The 20,008-nt window shown below is 49.6% G+C and carries 20 protein-coding genes; 10 read left to right on the forward strand and 10 right to left on the reverse strand.

The genetic code is table 11. From position 1 onward, the window contains the following. Positions 1–92 precede the first annotated feature (92 nt). Positions 93–605, reverse strand: a complete 513-nt coding sequence (locus ACN0YH_RS16710) for an FxsA family protein (RefSeq protein WP_417380717.1) — start codon at positions 603–605, stop codon at positions 93–95. Between the two features lie 1,082 nt (positions 606–1,687). Between ACN0YH_RS16710 and ACN0YH_RS16715 the strand changes: the two genes are divergently transcribed. Beyond that, on the forward strand, positions 1,688–3,058 hold the full coding sequence (locus tag ACN0YH_RS16715; protein WP_417380718.1) for a TolC family protein: 1,371 nt from the start codon (positions 1,688–1,690) through the stop codon (positions 3,056–3,058). Positions 3,059–3,104: 46 nt separating this feature from the next. Here the strand turns inward: ACN0YH_RS16715 and ACN0YH_RS16720 are convergent, their stop codons facing one another. The 6 genes from ACN0YH_RS16720 to ACN0YH_RS16745 all read right to left on the reverse strand — a co-directional run bounded on the left by ACN0YH_RS16720 (position 3,105) and on the right by ACN0YH_RS16745 (position 8,951). Continuing rightward, complete coding sequence (locus ACN0YH_RS16720) at positions 3,105–4,232, reverse strand: hypothetical protein (protein ID WP_417380719.1); 1,128 nt, start codon at positions 4,230–4,232, stop codon at positions 3,105–3,107. A 175-nt stretch (positions 4,233–4,407) separates the two neighbouring features. After that, complete coding sequence (locus ACN0YH_RS16725; RefSeq protein WP_417380720.1) at positions 4,408–5,418, reverse strand: hypothetical protein; 1,011 nt, start codon at positions 5,416–5,418, stop codon at positions 4,408–4,410. A gap of 106 nt (positions 5,419–5,524) precedes the next feature. Further along, positions 5,525–6,601 (reverse strand): hypothetical protein, encoded by a 1,077-nt coding sequence (locus tag ACN0YH_RS16730; protein WP_417380721.1) that lies wholly within the window; start codon positions 6,599–6,601, stop codon positions 5,525–5,527. Between the two features lie 407 nt (positions 6,602–7,008). After that, positions 7,009–7,434, reverse strand: a complete 426-nt coding sequence (locus ACN0YH_RS16735; protein WP_417380722.1) for a hypothetical protein — start codon at positions 7,432–7,434, stop codon at positions 7,009–7,011. Between the two features lie 130 nt (positions 7,435–7,564). Next, positions 7,565–8,071 carry a hypothetical protein gene (locus ACN0YH_RS16740; RefSeq protein WP_417380723.1) on the reverse strand — a complete coding sequence of 169 codons (507 nt, stop codon included), beginning with the start codon at positions 8,069–8,071 and terminating at the stop codon, positions 7,565–7,567. Between the two features lie 154 nt (positions 8,072–8,225). Then, positions 8,226–8,951: a phosphatase PAP2 family protein gene (locus ACN0YH_RS16745; RefSeq protein ID WP_417380724.1), complete on the reverse strand. Its 726-nt coding sequence runs from the start codon at positions 8,949–8,951 to the stop codon at positions 8,226–8,228. Here ACN0YH_RS16745 and ACN0YH_RS16750 point away from each other — a divergent pair. Next, positions 8,946–9,971, forward strand: coding sequence for a DUF1853 family protein (locus ACN0YH_RS16750; protein ID WP_417380725.1), 1,026 nt, complete (start codon positions 8,946–8,948; stop codon positions 9,969–9,971). The genes ACN0YH_RS16745 and ACN0YH_RS16750 overlap by 6 nt on opposite strands. 44 nt (positions 9,972–10,015) lie before the next feature. Here the strand turns inward: ACN0YH_RS16750 and ACN0YH_RS16755 are convergent, their stop codons facing one another. Both ACN0YH_RS16755 and ACN0YH_RS16760 read right to left on the reverse strand, forming a co-directional pair. Further along, on the reverse strand, positions 10,016–11,056 hold the full coding sequence (locus ACN0YH_RS16755) for an LVIVD repeat-containing protein (RefSeq protein ID WP_417380726.1): 1,041 nt from the start codon (positions 11,054–11,056) through the stop codon (positions 10,016–10,018). Positions 11,057–11,097: 41 nt separating this feature from the next. Then, entirely contained in the window at positions 11,098–12,072 is a 975-nt protein-coding gene (locus ACN0YH_RS16760; protein WP_417380727.1) for a linear amide C-N hydrolase, read from the reverse strand. A gap of 387 nt (positions 12,073–12,459) precedes the next feature. On the opposite strand from ACN0YH_RS16760, the gene ACN0YH_RS16765 reads away from it, so the two are divergent. From ACN0YH_RS16765 to ACN0YH_RS16800, 8 genes are all read left to right on the forward strand, one after another. Further along, the gene (locus tag ACN0YH_RS16765; protein WP_417380728.1) at positions 12,460–13,164 is read left to right on the forward strand and encodes a family 16 glycoside hydrolase; all 705 of its coding nucleotides are present in this window, start codon (positions 12,460–12,462) and stop codon (positions 13,162–13,164) included. 20 nt (positions 13,165–13,184) lie between these two features. Continuing rightward, positions 13,185–13,754, forward strand: a complete 570-nt coding sequence (locus ACN0YH_RS16770) for a DUF2007 domain-containing protein (RefSeq protein ID WP_417380729.1) — start codon at positions 13,185–13,187, stop codon at positions 13,752–13,754. A gap of 15 nt (positions 13,755–13,769) precedes the next feature. Continuing rightward, positions 13,770–14,219, forward strand: coding sequence for a hypothetical protein (locus ACN0YH_RS16775; protein ID WP_417380730.1), 450 nt, complete (start codon positions 13,770–13,772; stop codon positions 14,217–14,219). A 144-nt stretch (positions 14,220–14,363) separates the two neighbouring features. Next, positions 14,364–15,221: a hypothetical protein gene (locus ACN0YH_RS16780; RefSeq protein WP_417380731.1), complete on the forward strand. Its 858-nt coding sequence runs from the start codon at positions 14,364–14,366 to the stop codon at positions 15,219–15,221. A 33-nt stretch (positions 15,222–15,254) separates the two neighbouring features. Then, complete coding sequence (locus ACN0YH_RS16785; RefSeq protein WP_417380732.1) at positions 15,255–15,770, forward strand: SMI1/KNR4 family protein; 516 nt, start codon at positions 15,255–15,257, stop codon at positions 15,768–15,770. A 129-nt stretch (positions 15,771–15,899) separates the two neighbouring features. Further along, entirely contained in the window at positions 15,900–16,424 is a 525-nt protein-coding gene (locus ACN0YH_RS16790) for a hypothetical protein (RefSeq protein WP_417380733.1), read from the forward strand. A gap of 218 nt (positions 16,425–16,642) precedes the next feature. Beyond that, positions 16,643–17,287 carry a DUF1990 family protein gene (locus ACN0YH_RS16795; protein ID WP_417380734.1) on the forward strand — a complete coding sequence of 215 codons (645 nt, stop codon included), beginning with the start codon at positions 16,643–16,645 and terminating at the stop codon, positions 17,285–17,287. A 133-nt stretch (positions 17,288–17,420) separates the two neighbouring features. Then, a complete protein-coding gene (locus ACN0YH_RS16800; protein ID WP_417380735.1) occupies positions 17,421–19,064 on the forward strand; it encodes an FAD-dependent monooxygenase in 1,644 nt (547 codons plus the stop codon). 173 nt (positions 19,065–19,237) lie between these two features. Here ACN0YH_RS16800 and ACN0YH_RS16805 read toward each other — a convergent pair whose 3' ends face one another. Beyond that, on the reverse strand, positions 19,238–19,921 hold the full coding sequence (locus tag ACN0YH_RS16805) for a hypothetical protein (protein ID WP_417380736.1): 684 nt from the start codon (positions 19,919–19,921) through the stop codon (positions 19,238–19,240). Positions 19,922–20,008 lie beyond the last annotated feature (87 nt).

The following is a 20,008-nucleotide window of genomic DNA, read 5'->3' on the forward strand; positions in this document are numbered from 1 at the left end:
GTTAATAACTAAAGGAAGTTAACATGCAGACACGATGATCTGCCTGTTTTCGATTATATGAGACGTCCCGCCTGATGCAATTGTAAAGCCGTTTATTCTGTTTCAGAAGAATCTTTACGCGTGAACTCCACATCGATGATGTCTTCTTCTTCTGTGGGAGTATGACTTGGCTCCGACGATTGCTGAAAACCCTGAAAATGGGCTCCACTGGTATAGAAAGTATTCTGAGAGCGAACCTGCAACAGTGCCCGCTGTTTGAGCCATTCTCCGACCCGGGCTTTCAGAATTTCACGAATGGGAGGAATCAATAGGGCAAAGCCGACCATGTCGGTCATGATCCCTGGCGTAATGAGAAACGCACCGGCAATCAGAATCATCAGACCGTCCAGCAGCACCCCCGTAGGAGGCTGCCCCTGTACCATATGTTGTTGAATTTTTCGCCAGGCCTGCGACCCTTGTTTCCGCGCCAGCCAGGCGCCTAATATTCCGGTCACTACTACCAGGCCAAAAGTGACCACCGGGCTGCTCAGCGAACTGAGCCAGAGCAGCAACCACAGCTCGGCGAGGGGGATGATCGTGAACAGGAGAAACAGTCGTAACAGCACAGTCAGTCACCGGCGTTAAAGGTTCAGGGGATGAGTCATTAACTGATATTCTATACCAAACTCTCACGGCTGAACATACCCACCTGCAGAATCGGAGCCGAGGAACAGTGTGAGTATTTCCATCAACTTGAGTTCAGACCCGTTTTCTCTACTTTTCCACTGCCTGATTTTCACCACACAGATTCGACTTGATCCCTTGGTGCCCTCGAAGAAACTACGCAGTTAAGCGTCGCGCGCGTTGCAATGAATTATCAAACTGATCAAAGGTCATGCGTGATAAAAACAGCACTATCAATATTGCTTGTCTGAAAGAGTATTCGCTATTCAGAGGTTTCAGGAGTTCTGCGTGTGTACCAGTTTTCAAACCACTTTCGGACGCTTGAAAGACACACTCCCGCCTGATTTGCAAAACGTTTGGACTTATCTGAGACAATCCTGCGCCAGCCTTGATTAAAATTCTCATTCAACCTCTCACAATCTCTCAAAAATGAAAACTCACAAAAAAAGAACTGAAATAGAGAGCGTCAGGATGCTGCCAGACAGCAAACAATACCATCCAGGCTGATCGGAAGTGAATAAATACAGAGGAGGGCTCTGTATCGCGGACTCTTTTATCCTGGTCAGAGATTTTATCAGAAGACAATGTTGTCCCCACAGCTGGATATCAGATCACAGTTTGAATCATTTAGTAAGAAACAACGCAGCTCAGCTCCTTGCAGGGGCTGCATTATCCTGCGTCAGAAAGTGCAAGATCTTGTGTTTTGGGGGGCAATATCTTGCCCTGAATTTTCTTCTGAATCCAATAAACCCCGGGAACTTCGAGGTGAACTCACTGCAAAACATAAATAACTAAGGACATGAACTGACAATCCTCACAAAAATACCACAGGAAAGTGGTTGTAGACCATTAACTTAAAACTCTGGTCAAGGTGTCAAGGATCAGGCAGCTGAAGTTTTCAGTTAGATATTCCACCTCGCTCATTAAGAGGCTCGGTTTTTGGCCTGCGGTCATTTCGTCTCTGATGCTGTTGCTCACGTCATGCAAAATTCCCTGTCTTCAAGATGCGGATGAAGGACCGGGAATGCCCGACACCTTCAATGGAAGTTACGACGAAACAACCTCGGCGGAACTGGATTTCCGCGTGTTATTCGATGACCCTATGCTTTCGGGGTTGATTGATCAGGCAATGGTCGACAACCAGGAATTAAAAATCCTGGCACAGGACATTGATATCGCCAGCAACGAGACTTATGCCTGGACGGGGTCTTATTTGCCTTTCCTCAATTTACGGGCCGGGGCAGGTGTCGATAAACCTGGCCGCTATACCCGTGATGGTGCTGTTAAAGATCAACTGCAGATTGCCCCAGGCAAGGGATTCCCTGAGCCACTGCCAAATTTTCTGCTCGCAGCCGATATCTCCTGGGAGATCGACATCTGGAGAAAGCTGCGGAATTCCAGGGACGCGGCTTCGTTACGCTATCTTGCTACTGAAGAGGGAAGGAACTATATCACAACACGACTGGTTGCTGAAATCGCCGAGAATTATTATGAACTGCTGGCACTCGACAAACGGTTGGAGACGTTGGACATCACCATCGGACTACAGGAACGAAGTCTCGAGGTTGCCAAGGCGAATAAAGAAGCAGCCCAGGGAACGGAATTAGCCGTTCAGCGTTTCGAGGCAGAAGTTCGTAAGAACCAGAGTGAAAAGCTGATTATCCAGCAGCGGCTGATTGAAACTGAAAATCGGATCAACTTCCTCGCAGGTCGCTACCCACAGACCGTCGAACGCAAACTGGTGGATTTCTTCGAACTCAATATGCACACCATCAATATTGGTGTACCTTCACAGATGCTGAATAACCGTGCCGACATTCGGCAGGCAGAACGCGAATTGCAGGCAGCGGGACTCGAAATACAGGTTGCCCTGGCCCGCTTCTATCCTTCCCTGGTATTGAACGCCGGCGTGGGGTACTCGGCCTTCAATCCCCGGTATCTGTTTATTACGCCGGAATCCTTAGTATACAATGCCATCGGCGAACTCGTGGCTCCTGTGATCAACAGAAGAGCCATTAAAGCAGATTACCTGAATGCCTTTACCGAAGTGGTAAATCGCATTAACAAGGTAGAGAACTACGGCAAGAGTGTCGAAATCAAAATGCAGCAGTTGAAAGTACTTGAATCATCGGTTGATGTTGCAACCAAACTGTTCCAGAACGCCCGCGCCGAATACGTGGAGGTGCTGCTGGCCCAACGTGACCTGCAGGATGCCAAGGTTGTATTGATCGAAACAAAACAACAGCAACTGGCAGCAATCGTGAATACCTATCAAGCCATTGGTGGTAGCGGAGTGAGACCAACCTACGATTCAAGAAGGGTTACCATCACAGACGAACAATATGTACCACCAATGATTGAAGGCGATATCCCACCGATGCTGGAAGAAGAGTAAAAGCCGTATTGTTCAGTAATGAGCCGGCATTCATGAGTAATAATTCTCAGAAGCGTTTAATTCTTCTTCCATCAGAAATGACAGTGACTGGTGTTCCTGCTTCGAAGACCAGTTTGGTGAAGATATCCGCCGGCAGTTGCGGGTCCAGTTCGATGCTTTTCAAAGTATACTCTATGCGCTTTGATGGTTTTTGTCCTGGTTCTAGTTTTCCCAATCTTGCATAGTAGTGATTTGTGTGTGCTTGCTTGGGGAACCAGATTCCAGGGGAAACTTCCTGCCAGGTTTCAATGAGGGATTCTGAGATCGGGAGTTTTTTTGATACGTGGTAAATAAAGTACTGTTTACGTACCGGAATCATGTTTCGATCTTGAGCCAACCAGAGGTCTGTTCGAGAACGGGCCTTTCCGGCCGAGTCAAGGGTCTCCATCCGGAGTGTGGTGCATTTCAGTTCCTGAAACGTCTCCGTGCCTGTTTCCGTCACGCGGGTGTTCGCAGCGGGCTTTCCAGTTTCAGCCTGAACGGCTTCTTTGCCAGTCAGGAAGCGCGAGAGCGAGGCAGGTAGATACGCGGGTTCAAATAGAAAGCGATGGGGACTGGTCTGGTTCGACAGCCTGGAGGGGCGATCCGAAATTAAGCCACGTTTTTGAATATGCGGCGGTTCCTCACTTCCCTCAGTCTTGAAATTCTCTGACCAGAAACTGCGATAAGTGGTTCCATCAAATACAGATGTGCTTTCTTTGGAACCAGTTTCGACCTGGATCCAGGTTTCATTTTCATGAATCTCCGCGGGATCTGCTGCGCGATAACCATCCTGAAGCCAGTACAGTCCGAGTGTGAAAGTCAAGACGAACCGTCCTTTCGTGTCAATCTGCTGTCGGAACTTCTCCCCCTGCCTGATGAAAGAAAGGGTAGACTGACGTTTGATGGGTTTGGGACCCTCGTATTCAATCAACTCAGCATGATCAATTTCAGTGGTATTCAGTTTGAGCTGCAGATTCTGATACAAGTCTTCGTTTTGTTTTACTTCGTGAATCAATTGGCGCAGTTCGGCTGAGAGAGAGGGTTCTTTCTCTTCGCCTTGGGCCATGACAGGCTGAAGCAAAACAGTCAGAAGCAATACGCTGTAGCTGACGGGAAAAAAGTGATGCCGTATCAATCGTGTTACCAGCCACATTTCCAAGCTCCTTTTCTACGGATAGTATTCCGAATACTGAGCGAATGCCGTTTTTAAGATCTGATCATTGGGTGAATTCTGTCCTGATTAGTCGCATCACAATAGTGGAGAATATTTTTACCGGGTCGGATCGATTTATCTGTTAAAGAGTGGACCAAATATTTCTATCCGAAAATTAATTATTCCGATATCTGACTCTCATGATCGTACCTGGAGGATAGTCCAGCCTGGTAAAGATGTCTTCGGGCAGTTTTGGGTTTAATTCAATCTTCTGAATGTCGTACTCTCTTCGCCAGTACAGTTGCTTCCGGTTATCTTTGCTGATGATGAAAACACTGTTCTCTTCCTGGTGTGCTTTATGAGGAAACCAGATACCAGTGGCGATTTCCTGCCATGAGTTGACGCTGGAATCTGATTGAGGGATCGTATCTGACCTGTGACTGGCAAAACTCAATTTGCGAACAGGAATCAGGTTCCGATTCCGCGCCAGCCACAACTCGTGCCGCGCACGAACCATACCGTTGTCGTTGACGATTTTGATGCTGAGTCGAATGCACTTAAAACCAGCGAACTCCTCTTCGTCAAGTATCTGAGCCTGGATCATGCTGTCACGAAAGTAGTATGTTTCACCGGGATGAGCCGTGATCACTTTTTGCCCTTTCAGGAACGTTGACAATGGAACATAAGGGCCTTTGCCGAAGAATAGATACATATGGGGGCGGACCAAATTCGTCATCAGCGGCGGTTCAGATGTTTTATCGCCATAGCTGTGTTTTATTGCATTTCCATCTTTCCTGACTGCCGTTAAATCAGTACTCGAATAATTACGACAGAGCTCCCCATTATAAACCTGGATTCTTTTCATGACGCCTGTATTCGAATACTTCCTCAATTCTTTTTTCGGAGGAGCAAAATATTGAACCTGAAATCGGCCCTGTTTTGTTTCCTCTTCGCGAAACTGATCCCCGTGTCGGAAAAGCATTGTTTTCGTCACATGGCGAATTCGTCGATCGGCCTCTTTGCGTTTAGGAAACATTTCATTCACGCTGGTTACTTCGAGTTTTAAATTCGCATACAATTTCTCGTTCTGCTCAATTTCCTCAATCAGTTGCTGCAATGCTTCCTTGTTTTCAGTCTTGTCCTGTGCATGACATTTTGCTCCAGGCAGAATCGCAACTGACAGCAATATGATCCTGATGGGAATTATGGCTTGATGACGCACTTTCAATAATGACCTGTTCAATCTCGTGTTTCCTTAAATGTTCAGTATGATTCCCAACTTCGTTTTCTACTTACTCAATGAGTTTGCCATCTCGATAGACTCTCACCGACGTTTCTGGTGGAAAGTCCAGTTTAGAAAATGCCTCTTTTGGGATTGTCGGATTCAATTCGATACTTTCCACTTTGTACGCTTTCCGCCAGGACAGTTGTTGTTGGCCTTCGCGCTTGATCTTGAGTGAATCGTAACGATCTGTGTGAGCTTTCCTGGGGAACCAGGCACCAGGACTGACCTCTTGCCACTCGTCAACAATAGATTCTGCAACAGGAATGGTTTTCGACCAGCGGTAGGTATAACTTACTTTTCGCACGGGAATCAGGTTACGGTCTTGTGCCAGCCAGAGTTCGCAGCCAGCATAGCGTGTGCCGTTGAGATGACTTGTTTCAGTGCGGATTTTCGTGCACGTCAACCCCTGGAATTCCTCCTGACCGAGAATTTCTACTTCAATGACGATCTTCTCATCAAAGTGACCTGGATTGGGGTAAGCCAGGATCGCATTGGTACCTTTCAAGTAAGTTGAGAGAGGAACCTTAGACCATCCACCATCCAGCAGAAACATATGGGGACGTACTAAATTCGACAGACTGGGGATTTCGTCGGAAATCTGGCCTCGTCTCTCATACTCTGCTTCTTCTTCTACTACCGGGGAAGGGGCAGCGCTATTCCAGAGTCCCCGATGGGTGATTCCATTATAGACTTCAATCGAGTCTGAAGTTCTCTTGTGGGAACTTTTCATGGGTGTTTTCGGAACTGAGCGATATGCTATCTGGTAACGTCCCTGCGAGTTTTCCTGTCGACGAAAATTTCGTCCCTGCAGCAGAATGGAATATTTTGTTTCACTGTGAATCTGCTTCTCAGGATTCGTATGTTTGGGAAATGTTTCGTATTCTTCGGTCAGGTTCAGTTTAAGAGCAGAGTACAACGTTTCATGCTGCTCAATATTCGTAATCAATTTCAGCAGTGCAGCCGCGTTCTCAGTCTGATCCTGTGCATAGACTGCTGTGGTAGTTAGAAACAGGCACGACAGCAACACGATCTGAAACCGGAACACGCTTGAAAGCTGATTGAGCAGCGAATTTGTCAGTAACATGCAGCTGTTCCTTTTCTGACTTGCCAAAGAAAGGCCGGTGACTTTTCTGCCTGCTATACTAATGGATAAAATAATACTGTTGAAATAGAAAATGCAGATTCCCTCAATATCAACACAAATAAATTTCCCGTTCAGTCAGCTTCGGACCTCACGGATACTACCTCATCATGTTGTTTAGTTTGAAATGGTCTCACTCTTCCTGTTTCAGTTTATCGATTTTCCTCCTGTCAAGTTCACCGCCGCTGAATGCACTGCGATTCATGCCGATTCTGTTGACCTGCCAGTAAAATGGAACGACGGCCACGAACGGAAAGAACTGGCTGGAAGACCAATCCACCTGCAGGTCTGGAGGCGTAATACGAAACTCTCTGCGATTGAATTCACAGAGTGAATAGAACGGGATACGCTCAAGCTTCTTCTTCGTCTGCTTCGATGGTCAGCAGGTCGAGAAACGATAGAAAATGATCCGCCACGAAATATTCCTCTGTCGAATCATCCAATCCCAACCCTTCCAGTAGGATCTGGAAGTCCTGGTTCACGACAATCGTTGGCGTATCGTATTCCATATGATACGCCAGTATCCAGCGTTTGCCGACTTTGAAGGGACGGCCAAAGAACTGAAATGATTCGACGGGATCAAATAAAGGCTCTACATCCAGCAGCAGTGGTTCGGGAAGTTTGATGCCGAAGCTGTTATAAGAGTTTTTATCTGGAAAATGTGTTCCGTAAAACTGCTGAGCCTTTTTGCCGCTGAGAGCACCGAAGACTTCTTCAAAGTCCAGCGGTTTACGTTTGAACCAGTTCCAGAAAACCATGGCAGAGATCTTATTCACCTGGGATCGTGTGTACTTAGAGTGCATCACATTTAACCATAGCGTCTCTCAATCTAAGATACTCGGGCTAAACTGCCGCGGAGGCGCTACAATAAAACTGGATCCAGTCTAATGCGTGATTGCAGACAGACTATGATAGATTATCATCAATCTCGATCCATTCTGCATCCAGATTAAAAATTGAGAATGCTTCTGCTATCTCCGGGTTGCGAAATTCATAAATAACACTCTCTTCATTAACAGTGATGTCGAAGTCATGGGGTGAAATCGTATTGTAGAGTACATAGGGGATGACACTCAGAATGGCGATTCCCAGCAAGATCCATTTTTGCAGGGCTCTGGGAAAGAGTTCTGCAACATAAGGCCGGAATATCAAAATCGCAGCGATTACAATGACAGTGGTTATTATCAGCCTGAGTGCCCGCTGCAGGTAGATCCGTTTTTCGCAGGATCGGCAGGCAGGCGCTTGCACATGAAAGCGTTTTCCGGAAAGACCCACAAAAAAAAGAGCCCAACTCATCGTACTTTCACGGATGACTACGGTGGAATCAGGAGCGGTGAAGCCACAGGCGACACATTTGTCCGGGAAATGGGGCGGGTGTTCTTTCGGCAATTTGATGTCAGTGCTGAATGGCATATGATTCAGGCTCAATTATATTGATGAAATCAGGAATAAACGGGAAATGCGATCACCTGTTCCAAAGGCTCATCTATATCCACGGTTACTGAGTATTGTCAACTGAGTATTTCCGCTTTTCTGCTGCTGCGAAGTGGATCGGCCTATGTTTTAACTACGTCTCATCATCTTCAATCTGATCCCGGTTTTGCAACCAGCGGGCAATCATCCAGCAGAACAGTGCCCAACTGAGGCCCGCGATCCAGCCGGCGATAACGTCGGTCGGGTAATGCACGCCCAGGTAGATTCGACTCAGGCCGACCAGAATTGTCAGCAGTATCGCTACACTGAGCACGTATACTTTCAAAATGGTTCGTGGAATGACCGAAGCCAGCAGGGCACCCAGTGTGAGATAGATGACCGCCGACAGCATGGAGTGTCCGCTGGGGAAGCTGCTGGTATAGACCTGGGAGAGATGAGGCACCACATCGGGACGTGGACGACTGATAAAATGCTTGAGCAGGGAACTGAGCAGCAACCCCCCCAGGGCGGCTGCCAGCAGCAGTGCAATCACGCGCGGCTTTTTTTCAATCCACAAATAGACCGCCACGATCACTGTAAAGAATACCAGAGCAGCGACTCCCCCGAACGCGGTCAGGTCACGGCCTATTTCCTGTGCCCAGACCGGTCCGATCGGGGTGGCAGGATCGTCTGTCTGTCGTAGCGATCGGATGACCCACTTGTCAAACGCCTGGGTATCCTGTTCAAGTACTTCATCTGCGATTTTGATAAAGGCCCAGGTGGAAACGACAAAACCCAGATAGACCACCAGCAGCAGGGGTTCTCGACCTTTCAACCAGATGAGAGTTCGACGAAGGAATTCCAGAATTCGCTGATGCATGATTTCGACTCTGTCATTTCACGGCAGGTTTATTCCAGGAGCATTGAACAGGACCCGTTGTCTCATGCTTGTATTGATCAAGATACCGTTTACTGTGGTTGGTTATTTTATGCGAAACTGTTTAAACTGGGAATAATGAATCAGAAAAAGTCCGACTCAATCCAGCATGATCTCTATAAATCACAGTCACTGCGTGACCTGCATTGGGCCATTACCAGCGCCTCTCTGATTTCACATTCCAGCCAAGATCCCGGCAGTTCGGTGAACTTGGATCTGTCGCTGATTAACGAACAGGATCTGTCGGAGTTCCTCGTGCCTTATTCCCGTTTTCGTGTGGGGCAGTACTTTGAAGGCCTGGTACTGTACTGGCTGGAACAGATCCGCCGGTTAAAGATTGTCGCGCAAAATCAACAGTTGTTTGTTGAGAACCAGACCGTTGGTGAAATCGATTTCCTGTTTGAAGATGAAGCAGGGGAGTTGAATCACTGGGAGACGGCTGTGAAATATTATCTGTATTATCCCGCTGAAAATACGACCGGCAGCCATTTTATCGGTCCCAACGCCAAGGACAACTTTGAAAAGAAGTGCAGGCGGCTGTTCGATTATCAACTGCCATTGAGTGAAACGCATTTTCCTGAGGTCGTGCGGCGTGCGGCTTTTGTCAAAGGAATCATTTTTTACAATCCTCATCTGCCAGCACTCACCCCACTTCCGGAGCGGATGTCACCTGCACATGGAAAAGGCGTCTGGTTATATTCTTCTGAGCTAGACTGGCTCAAAACGCAGTATAGCGACACTGTTTACCAGATCCGTGAAAAACCGGACTGGTTGTCCCCTGCTGTCAGAGATCCAGGTATTGAGAAGTTATTAACCTTCTCTGAACTGAAGCAAACTCTGGATGTGCATTTTCAGGAAGGGGACCGACCGCTGATGATCAGTATTTTAAAAGTGGTCGAGACTGACTGTCGGGAGATCGACCGTCTGTTCGTCGTTGATGAGAACTGGCCGGAGCAGGGTTAAGATTTGATAATAGAGCGAGCGATGTCTGATGCTGATGAGACAGCCTACTTCCTCTCCAGCATCTCGCGGTTCAGAACTACCAGACTGTTCCCTTCCCGGGAAGCGACATATAGCAGCGATCCGCGCACCGCGACGCCATAGGTTTTCTTTAACAGCTCGGAATCATGATATGCTGTCAGGAATGCGGGTTGAGCCGGGTTTGAAAGATCGACGACCGCGATACCATCTCCCTCCACCATCGGCAGGTAGGCACGATTTCCCTCTACCACACAGCGATTGGGCTTTCCCAGCCGCCTGTCGAGCAGTTTTGCCTGCAGCTCAGGGGCCGCTGGATTGGTCAAGTCGAAAACAAAAAACGCGTTGCGGTCCCAGTTGACGGCGTAGAAATTCTGACCAGCGATCTGGCCACTGGCGTGACCCATGTCGGGACCGAGTATCTGTGTGACGAGTCGCGGCTGAGCTGGGGCTTTGATATCCACAACCGCCAGACGATTCTGTTTGCCGAAGATCGTGCCTACGTAGGCATAATCCCCGTGGAGAGTCACGCTGAACGGGCCATCGTTTCCCGTCGTCACAATCACAGAACCGATGACCCGTGGCTGTTTCGAGTTCCGTACATCGACAATAAACAGTTTCTTCTCGTGTAGATTGGGAATAAAACAGAAACCGTCCCGGTATGCTGCTTTATAGAGCGCTCCTTTTTCGCCGACAGGCACCGATCCGAGCAAACGTAACGATTTCTTATCGGAGGCATCTAAAATCAGCAGCCGATGACTGCTCATGGAGGTCACATAGATCCGGTTTCCCTGCATGGCAAAACCGGCGGCTTCCCCCAGCAGGGGATGTGTGAAACTGGAAACAACAGCTGGATGTGCCGGGTCTTTAATCGAACAGACGGTCAGCCGTTTTCCTTCGCGACAGGGAAGGTAGGCGTAATCACCCTGCAGGAAGATATCCTCGGTTCCCCGCAGCCGGATGTCATCCACCAGTTGTCCCACGACAGGAGTGGGGGGCGCAGCACAGACATACCCTGAAAGGATCAGACTGCAAAAAGTGAAAGTAACGACAGCCGGCCTGTTGTGCATTGATCAAGCCTCTCACATTTGAAAAGTCAGGATAAGCCCATTCAGGCAGGCGCCATGAAAGCAAAAGGCTCAGCCGGCTGGAACTGGTCGGTCTGATCGCCGCTGAGATTGTAGTTGCCCACCAGCGTCAGTTTTCGTGTGCCTGAACCGGGGCTGAAATCGATCTGGTTGAGATCAACCCAGACCATCCCCGGGCTGGCGGTGTCCTCGTAAAAATAGATTTTTTGTTTCTGATCACTGACCGTACGCCAGATCGTGGAGGAGATGTTCGGTTGATCGGGAGTACTGATTCCGCGGGGAACACTCACATTCCGCATCACGCTGAAAACACTGGAGGCGGCCTCGCGGGGATTGGCTGTCTGCGTACAGGCATTGATATAAAAAGAGGCCCGGGCAAACCGATCTGCTGCCCGGTTGGTGCCCGGCAGCATGACCGTGCCACCAATCTGCTGCCAGTATTTGTTCAAGGCGATCTGCTCGTCGAAAACGGGAGAATTGGTCATGACCTGATGCTGACGGCCATGATGGATCTTCAACTCTCCCCCAATATATTCAAAAATGGCTGAGTCGCCTGAAGGATCGGAGAGGGAGAGATGAACCGTTCCCGCGGCACCATTGGGGGCGACCACCGTCACCATCCGGAACGTCTCTTTGCGCAATTCATTGACAGCTTCCTCGACCGTCGCAAACTGATCAAGTACATACTGTGCCCAGGCGGAAATGACAATCGCAGGCCGCGGATCGTCGTCGGCAGGATATTCCGACTCCACCAGGTACAACAGATTAGCCACCAGTCCCGCTTCATTCATGCCATCCGCAGTTCCTCCTTCGTAGAGAGAAGCGACGACGGAGCCATATTGACTGGTCCAGCTTAACGACGCAGTTCCCAGTCCCCCGTCACGGGACATCCCCCTGGGAAAAATCCAAAGGTTACTCTGCAGGTCTTCTTTCCAATCCATGGTCCGACCAGTCACAGTCTCCCCTTCCGGCCCCAGGTAAACCGCACGTGTGCACATAATCTGCTTCCTTTTCAGAATCTGGTTTCAATCCAGAAATTTCCTGTTTGTTCGAATTCTTATTACATGAAATGACTTGCTGAAATAACAAGCTACTTCATCTCATCATAGCAAATACTGTTATTACTGTCAGACCAGGAAGGGGGGGGGCTTGAGTTCGCAGAAGTTTCTACTGCAAAACAATGTGATCCTTTTTATCAGCAAATACGTTGATTTCTGGCAGGATCTGAAGTATTCGCTCCGGTGAAGCTGATCGCGTATCCTTGGGAATTCTGTCTGCTTTTTCTGTTTCCGGAGTGAAGAGGACCTCAGTTCCGGCTAAAATGAGTGTTCCCCGGCGAAACTCGTTTAGGATATTTCTGTCACAGGCTTTCAATAAAGGTGCTCATGATGTCAATTCAAGGTTCGATGGTTACGCTGATTTGTCTGCTTGCTCCGCTGCCAATCCTGGCAGGAGCACCGGAAGCCATTTCCGGCAATAATTATCAGCAGACGCTGTTCACGGACGACTTCTCTGAATCAGAACTGGGCAATCAGTGGAATCTCTACAAGAGTTCCTCCGTCATTAAAGACGGCGTGCTGCAGGGAGTCGAACTGAAGGATGGTGGTCACGCCGCCGTGCATCAGTTATTGACCAAACCTTACAGCGATGTGGAACTGACCGTTGATCTCAAGTTTGCCGGCTCTCCTTCCACCAATCTCACATTCAACCAGCACAAGTTCAAAGGCTCGCATGCGGGGCACCTCTGTCGCGTGGTGGTCTCGCCCACAAAGGTGACGCTCCGTGATGGTAAGACCGGCGTTTTCAATAATGAAATCTTCAAAAAACGCCGGTCCAAAGAAAAGCTGACGGCGGAAGAACAGGCGATCCTGAAAAAGTCGCAGGCGGTATTCCCCGTCAAACTGGAAAAAGACAAATGGTACACGGTGACAGTGCGCATCAAAGGAGATCTGATGCAGGCTTTTATCGATGGCAAGCTCATCGGTTCACTGCAGTCACCCGGTATCGCACACGCAACCAAAGACAAGATTGGACTGGTCACGCCGAAAGAGTCGATTCATTATGATAATGTGATTGTCAAAGTGCCTTAACCATTACAGGAGAGAAACCTGTGTCCCATGAATTAATCACCGTTGCGACGTTAAGTTCACCTGTGGAAGCGAGTCTGGTTCAAAATGAACTGGAGGCGGCAGGCATTCGTTCGTTTATGTCGGATGAAGTTGCGGTGGGCATGGCCTGGTACCTGGGGAACGCGATAGGCGGAATCAAAGTGCAGGTTGCCGAGTCAGATGTGCCGCGTGCATTCGAAGTTGTGCATGACCATGAACCGGTAACGATTACCGAAGAGGATTGGCGCAATACAAAGGGGCTCGACCGCGAAGCAGGAGACTTTGATGAGCAGTGGGAAGAAGACGAAGCTGCCGATGACGAAGTCACCTCTTCCGATCTGAATGAAATGGTCGACAGAGCCTGGAAGATGGCCGTCTATGGCATCCTGTTTTTTCCGCTGCAGTTGTATTCGCTCCTGCTGCTGGCAAAAATTGCGTTCAGAGGAGAGCGCCTGTCAGTCGAACAGCGGCGCAAAGTGAGGATCAGTTACTTTGTAAATACGTGGATGATTCTGGTATTACTGTTTCTGGCAATCGATGCTTCCACTCGGTTCTTTATGCAGTTTCAGTAACAGGCAGAAAATCTCATGACAAATATTTTCTCCCTCTTCGGAGCCCTGGCACTCCTGTATAGCTCAGTCATGGCCTTCTGTACCTTTGACGAGACGCATGCATTACTTCGAATGTTGAATTCTAAAAATGCAACAGCCATCCTGTTCTTCATAGCGGGATTCTTCTTTTTACCGTTTGTCATCACCCTCACTCAGCTGGGCTTGAACGGAGATCAGGGGAAATCTCTGGTTGAAGGCGAACCATCCCTTGAATCTAAGGAACGACATAAGCAGCTTGCAGAACACTGTCCGACCTGGCAGTATGTCTGGAAAGGTTCTATCACTTCGATTGGTGTGATCTGGATTGCATTTACTCTCTTTGGAAACAGAATTGATCCCGCTTGTGCCTTTTTCTCAGCGATCAGTTTTCTCAGTGGATACTGGTTTGTTTTCGTCTATCCGACGGCCAGAAAACTGTTTGGCTGAAATGAGTTTTCGAAACGTATTCTGATTTTAATGCCGGGGCGCTTGCTGTCTTCTTCCTCGCCCATCATGCTCTTGAGTGCCTGCTACTGAAAAATGAGGAATGGCACTTCCCTGACTTACCCCCCATTGAGGACCGAATTACCGATGCGATTCAGAATAATTTTAATGGGACTCCTGCTGCTGTGCAGTTCCATCGCTTTTGCCCAGAAAGATGCTACCCAAAGTAGCGAGCCAGGAACTCAGGTTAATTTCTATGTGATGGGCGACGTCCCTTACAAACCGGCCGAAGATGTCCTGCTGCCGGAACAGATTACGAAGTTACCAGACGATGCGGAATTCGTGGTACATGTGGGAGATATTAAAGCAGGCAGCACACCCTGTAACGAAGGCGTTTATATTAAAGTTGCAGGGATGCTGGCGAAATCGAAAATGCCTGTGTTTATCATTCCGGGAGATAACGAATGGAACGACTGTACCCATCCCGCGGAAGCGTGGAAGTTCTGGGAACAGTATTTCATGCGGTTCGATCGCCGCTGGCAGCATTCTTTTAAGATCTTTCGGCAACTGGAGCGGGAAGAGAACTTTTCCTTCGTGAAAGGTAATGTATTATTCATCGGTTTGAATCTGGTCGGCGGTCGTGTGCACGATCCTGCAGAATGGAAACAGCGTCACGCCGATAATCTGAACTGGGTCCGCAGTAACTTGCGTCGCTTTGGTAATGAAGCCAGTAGTCTGGTTATTTTCGGACATGCAAAACCGATCAAAGTGCACAATGACTTTTTCGACCCGTTGAATGAAACAGCGAAAACCTTTAAAAAACCAATCCTCTACATCCATGGCGACGGACATACCTGGCTGCATGATCGGCCGTTTGCCGCGAAAAATCTGCTGCGAGTGGAAGTCGATCAGGGGGGGATCGCGCCACCCCTGAAAGTGACAGTGACAGATAGTTCAGCCGAACCGTTTCAATTTGATCGACGTAATGGAAAACCGGTAAAATAAGCTGACTTTCTTCCAGTTCAAGGAGCAAAATAAATGACCCGCATCAGAAAACTGCTGGAGCGTATATCAGATTTGACTGCGGAAGACGAGGACGGCGATGAACTTGATGTGGAATTGCAGGACCCACTTTCGGCGGATGAGCTGAAAAGCCTGATCGATAAGATACCTCTCCCGCAGGAACTGCGCGACTTTTATGCTGTCACCAATGGCATGGATCTCTTATCGGAAGAGTTGTACGACGCCGATTCACTACAACACGTCGAGGGTATCATTCTGTTCCACAGTTTTGATAATGGGGATTTTACCTGCATCGCGACCAGAGAAGCACAATTCCCGGAGGGGAGCGTGCTGTACATGAATCATTCTCCGGATGTTCTGGTCCTGTTAGCTGATTCACTTCATGACTGGATTGAAAAAGTGATCGCTGAGATTCAGGAAAAAGGATGTCTACTGCATCCCGCCGACTACTATCATCAACCGGACGAGCAGGGGGTCTACAGCCATGTATTGAACGAACTGAAGGGGAGGGACTGCGAGCTGAATCGCTGATCCGTTGTGTTGTTACCTGCAGCAAAAATAGGATCTGTTCAATTAACCGGGAATAAATCCTGCCTGGAACAGATCTCATAAGCAGTAAGCGAAACTGCTTCCTTGATCTTTTTCAGGTGAGGTTCCAGCATGTCTCAGACTTTTCATCGATCGTTTTGTCGTAGTCTATATTGTTGGCTGGATCGTGAACTGCGTATATACGCGGTCGCACGAGTGGTGACATTATTTCTGGTCCTGTCGCTGCTGGCTCTACCGGGCTGCAGCTATTTTTACGATCTGTATCTCGAAGGCCAGATGTTAGCAGGAGCCGATCAAACACCGGTCGCAGACGCGAAAGTCACACTTGTATTTAGGAACTCAGATGGCGCCTCCTGTGTGACCGATGCGCAGGGGCGCTGGGAGTTAACAGAGTCCCTGAGTGGTACCTGGTTCGAGTCTGGCAAAGACAAGAAAGAGTGGCTCAAGTCGGATCAATTCAAGCTGCGCATTGAAGCCCGCGGTAAGACATATGTCGTGCCCTGTCCCCGCGTGGCGTTGCAGGATTCCTATGACTGCTTTGGTATTGTAATGACTGTGCTGGCGGTTCAACCGGAGCCCGTGGAACAGACACAACAACAGACCGACGCAGAAGATCCAGTAACAACCTGCGATTAAAGGCTTCATCGACAGCTTTCCGCAGAGATCCGAGTCAGCATAATCCTCGGGGCAGGTAGGCACGAGAGCCGGACATGCTTCTGTCGGAAGGCGGGGAGCCAACCTCCCATTCTTCAAGGGAACGCTTCGATTGCCTCATGTTCAACCATCTTGGGATTTCTCACATCCACAGGGCCCATGCACTTTTGTTGAGAGAATCTACTACTTAATCTCTATCTATGGTAACGCATGCTCGTTGCCGGCGGTTCATCACTTTTACGGAAAAACTGGAAACGATGTTCGACTTCCGCAAACCGGATCCCGCTCAGATTTCCGACTTTATCAAAGTGCAGGCACAGCAGGAGTTTACTTACTCCTCGCTTGGAGCGACGCGTGCGCCAACTCCTCCCGTCGGATTTCAGGTCGATCACAACCGGATCTGTCTGGGGCAGGGGAGAGCTGTTTATGAACAGGCGATGCGGGCACTGCAGGACTGGCAGCACTTTCGTCTGAACTGGGTCAGTCTGCATCATCCCGACACCTTGCCGGAGCCGGGACAGACCGTGGCAATCCTCGCGCAGGCGCTGGGACTGTGGGTTTTGAATGCGAGTCGCGTGGTGTATGTGCTGGAAGAGACGGAGCCCATTCAACGGTATGCGTTCGCGTATGGCACATTGCCTGAGCATGCGGAGTGTGGTGAAGAGCGCTTTCAGGTGGAATGGCGGGCCGACGATGATTCGGTCTGGTACGATCTGTATGCTTTCTCTCGACCGCAGCAGTTGTTGACGAAGATTGCTTATCCGTATGTGCGTCATAAACAGAAACAGTTTGCCCGTGACTCGCTGCAGGCGATGAAAGCAGCAGTTGAAAAGTACAAAATATGACTCGCGAACAGAGTCCTGTTATCAGTATGATCATTGAGCGCGATGCTTACTGATGACGTAATCTGATTAAGATTCCGTGACAAAAAAGAAGGCTCTCAGGTCATCAATTCTCTTCAACTCAATGGGAAACAGAATGTCAAACGGTCATACAAGCCTACCACAATATTCCCCGGTGCTCATTGTCGGAGCCGGTCCTACAGGTCTCTCACTTGCTGTAGAACTGGCGCGACGGAACATTGCTTTCCTGCTGATTGATCGTCGCCCCGAACCCCTGCCCTTTGATCGCGCGACGGTCATTCATAGTCGCTCACTGGAAATCTTTGAATCGATGGGTGTCATTGATGCCTTTCTGGAGCGGGGGCATCTGATGCGAGGCTTTAATATCTTCGCCTATGGTCAGATCGTGGCGCAGACGGATTTCAACGGACTGGAATGCCGACATCCTTACGATTTGAATCTATCAGAAAATGAAACGGAAGAAATTCTGACCGAGCGACTTGTCAGTTTGGGAGGTGCCGTCACGCGTGGGTGGGAACTCAGTAGTCTGGAACAGAATGATTCGCAAGTCACAGCGAGGCTGCGGTCTAACGAGGGAGTCGAACAGACAGTGACCGCCGACTGGCTGGTGGGAACTGATGGGATTCACAGTCGCGTCAGAGAAGCCTGTGGCATTGATGTGGACGGCCATCGTTATCTGCGGCGCTGGGGCGTGATTGATGGCCAGATACAAGACTGGCAGCATGCTTCGGATCGGGCGGCGATTCAAATCGAAGCCCCGGCTTTGAATCCGATTCCTCTTCCACGGGAACGCTGGCGGATTTACTTCCGGGCCGATGATGACATCGACAATGCTGCGCTACTGGAACAGATCAACGCCGGTCTCAATGCTCTGTCGCCCGGCTCCCGTCTGCATGAACCGGATGACCCGATGTTGTATCATACGTATCGACAGTTGAGTGCCCACTATCGGTCGGGACGGGTTCTGCTGGCCGGTGATGCCGCCCATGCCTGCAGCCCGATCGAAGGACATGGTATGAATATGGGAATCCACGACTCTTTCAATCTGGGCTGGAAGCTGGCATTGGTCATTGAGGGAATAGCGGATGCGAAACTGCTCGATAGCTATGAGCTGGAACGGCGGCCCGCTGCTGCTGCCGTGGGCGCTTCTGGAGACACCGCGGAAGCGCTTCGCAGTATTCCCAATGACCCGGCTGCCATCGAGCGAGTGAAACGTGCTCTGTGTGCCCTGCTGTATACGTCCAGGGGAAAACTGCAGGCGGCCCAGGCAGAATCTGAACTGGAACTACACTATCGCGATAGCCCTCTGGTCAGTGGTTACCATTCAGCTGGCGACGCAGCCCGGCAACACTGGTTAGGACCACTGCCCGGCGATTGCACTCCCGATGCCGGTCCGCTTGTGAAATCCAAATCAGCAGAAGAAATCCAGTTGAGTCAGCTGATGGGGCATGAGGGGCACAGTCTGCTCTGGATGGCCACTGATCAGACGGAGGTTCCTGAATTAAATGAATTCAATCATATTCTGAAAGACAGTGGTGAGTTCTGGATTATTTCGACCGCCCCACCGCCTGAATCGCTAATGGAATCACCACTTCACGATTGCTGGCTGCATGATATCGCAGGAAAGGTACATGCCCGCTTTGGTGTCATCGACCCCAGTCTGTTTCTCATTCGCCCTGATGGCCATATTGCATTTCGCAGCCAACCACCCGAATTGACGCGAGTCGCCAGTTATTTTGAGGCTCTGTTCAAATCATGAGATGCAGCAGGACAGATGAAAAAAAAGAGTGCCGGGAACCTACCGTCGACTGGTATAGCAAACAACATCGCTCGATCTCGGAGTTCGAGGATGCTGCTTGCTCCAAGGAGTTTCACCATTAAAGTCTTGGATTGATTCCCGGCAATATGATCGTGAAGACGATCGTCACACGTTTAAATATTGGGCTCTTTCGTACGTGAAGTATCCGGGTTCAGTTTCCCCTTGATCTTGTACAGAGCAGCCTTCCGTTCATCGGTATCAATGATGCCATCTCTGTTGGTGTCGAGCGTGCGGAACAATCGCTGGAGTGAGCGTGGCACTTCATCGGGACTGACAAACGTATCCAGGTTGGTATCCAGGCGCTTGAAGATATCTTCATTGAGTCCGAGTCCATTGACATCGGAGCGGCCGTTGAGCATTTTGGTGCGATCAATGACAGCCAGTTGTTCCATGCGGTTTAATACGCCGTCACCGTTGGCATCGGCGTCTTTCACTTTGGACCGCATTTTCGGAGGGACTTCGTTGCCGGCGATCATGCCATCCCGGTTCTGATCCATGCTCAGCATCATCTGCGTGACCAGGTCGGTAGTATCGGTCGAATCAGTCTGCATGCCTCCCATACCGCCGCCACCACGCATTGAGTTGCTGCCACCACCTCCCTGCTGGCATTGACCGCCGCCACCGCCGCCGCCGCCTTGTGGACCCATCTGTTGACCGCCACCTCCTCCTCCACCGCCGCCGCGGGGGCCTCCTCCTCCGCCACCACGGCCTCCACCCCCGCCGCCTCGCTGGGCAAAAGCATCTGTGGCAAACATCGATAACGCCAGAACGATGAGTAACATACTGAATTTTCGCATACGTAAAATCCCCCTATCGGACAACAAGTGTCAAACTAAAAAAATACAGTTGGCCCGATACTGCAGAAGATTACTCGCTCAAAAGCG

The organism is Gimesia sp. (assembly GCF_048262075.1).
Taxonomy (GTDB): Bacteria; Planctomycetota; Planctomycetia; order Planctomycetales; family Planctomycetaceae; genus Gimesia.

Coding starts and splice junctions, on each gene's coding strand:
- ACN0YH_RS16740 (WP_417380723.1), bottom strand. CDS start 8,071: ATGCCATTCAGCACTGACATCAAATTGCCGAAAGAACACCCGCCCCAT.
- ACN0YH_RS16800 (WP_417380735.1), top strand. CDS start 17,421: ATGTCAAACGGTCATACAAGCCTACCACAATATTCCCCGGTGCTCATT.
- ACN0YH_RS16785 (WP_417380732.1), top strand. CDS start 15,255: ATGACCCGCATCAGAAAACTGCTGGAGCGTATATCAGATTTGACTGCG.
- ACN0YH_RS16745 (WP_417380724.1), bottom strand. CDS start 8,951: ATGCATCAGCGAATTCTGGAATTCCTTCGTCGAACTCTCATCTGGTTG.
- ACN0YH_RS16790 (WP_417380733.1), top strand. CDS start 15,900: ATGTCTCAGACTTTTCATCGATCGTTTTGTCGTAGTCTATATTGTTGG.
- ACN0YH_RS16715 (WP_417380718.1), top strand. CDS start 1,688: ATGCCCGACACCTTCAATGGAAGTTACGACGAAACAACCTCGGCGGAA.
- ACN0YH_RS16805 (WP_417380736.1), bottom strand. CDS start 19,921: ATGCGAAAATTCAGTATGTTACTCATCGTTCTGGCGTTATCGATGTTT.
- ACN0YH_RS16760 (WP_417380727.1), bottom strand. CDS start 12,072: ATGTGCACACGTGCGGTTTACCTGGGGCCGGAAGGGGAGACTGTGACT.
- ACN0YH_RS16730 (WP_417380721.1), bottom strand. CDS start 6,601: ATGTTACTGACAAATTCGCTGCTCAATCAGCTTTCAAGCGTGTTCCGG.
- ACN0YH_RS16750 (WP_417380725.1), top strand. CDS start 8,946: ATGCATGATTTCGACTCTGTCATTTCACGGCAGGTTTATTCCAGGAGC.
- ACN0YH_RS16755 (WP_417380726.1), bottom strand. CDS start 11,056: ATGCACAACAGGCCGGCTGTCGTTACTTTCACTTTTTGCAGTCTGATC.
- ACN0YH_RS16775 (WP_417380730.1), top strand. CDS start 13,770: ATGACAAATATTTTCTCCCTCTTCGGAGCCCTGGCACTCCTGTATAGC.
- ACN0YH_RS16780 (WP_417380731.1), top strand. CDS start 14,364: ATGCGATTCAGAATAATTTTAATGGGACTCCTGCTGCTGTGCAGTTCC.
- ACN0YH_RS16795 (WP_417380734.1), top strand. CDS start 16,643: ATGGTAACGCATGCTCGTTGCCGGCGGTTCATCACTTTTACGGAAAAA.
- ACN0YH_RS16765 (WP_417380728.1), top strand. CDS start 12,460: ATGATGTCAATTCAAGGTTCGATGGTTACGCTGATTTGTCTGCTTGCT.
- ACN0YH_RS16720 (WP_417380719.1), bottom strand. CDS start 4,232: ATGTGGCTGGTAACACGATTGATACGGCATCACTTTTTTCCCGTCAGC.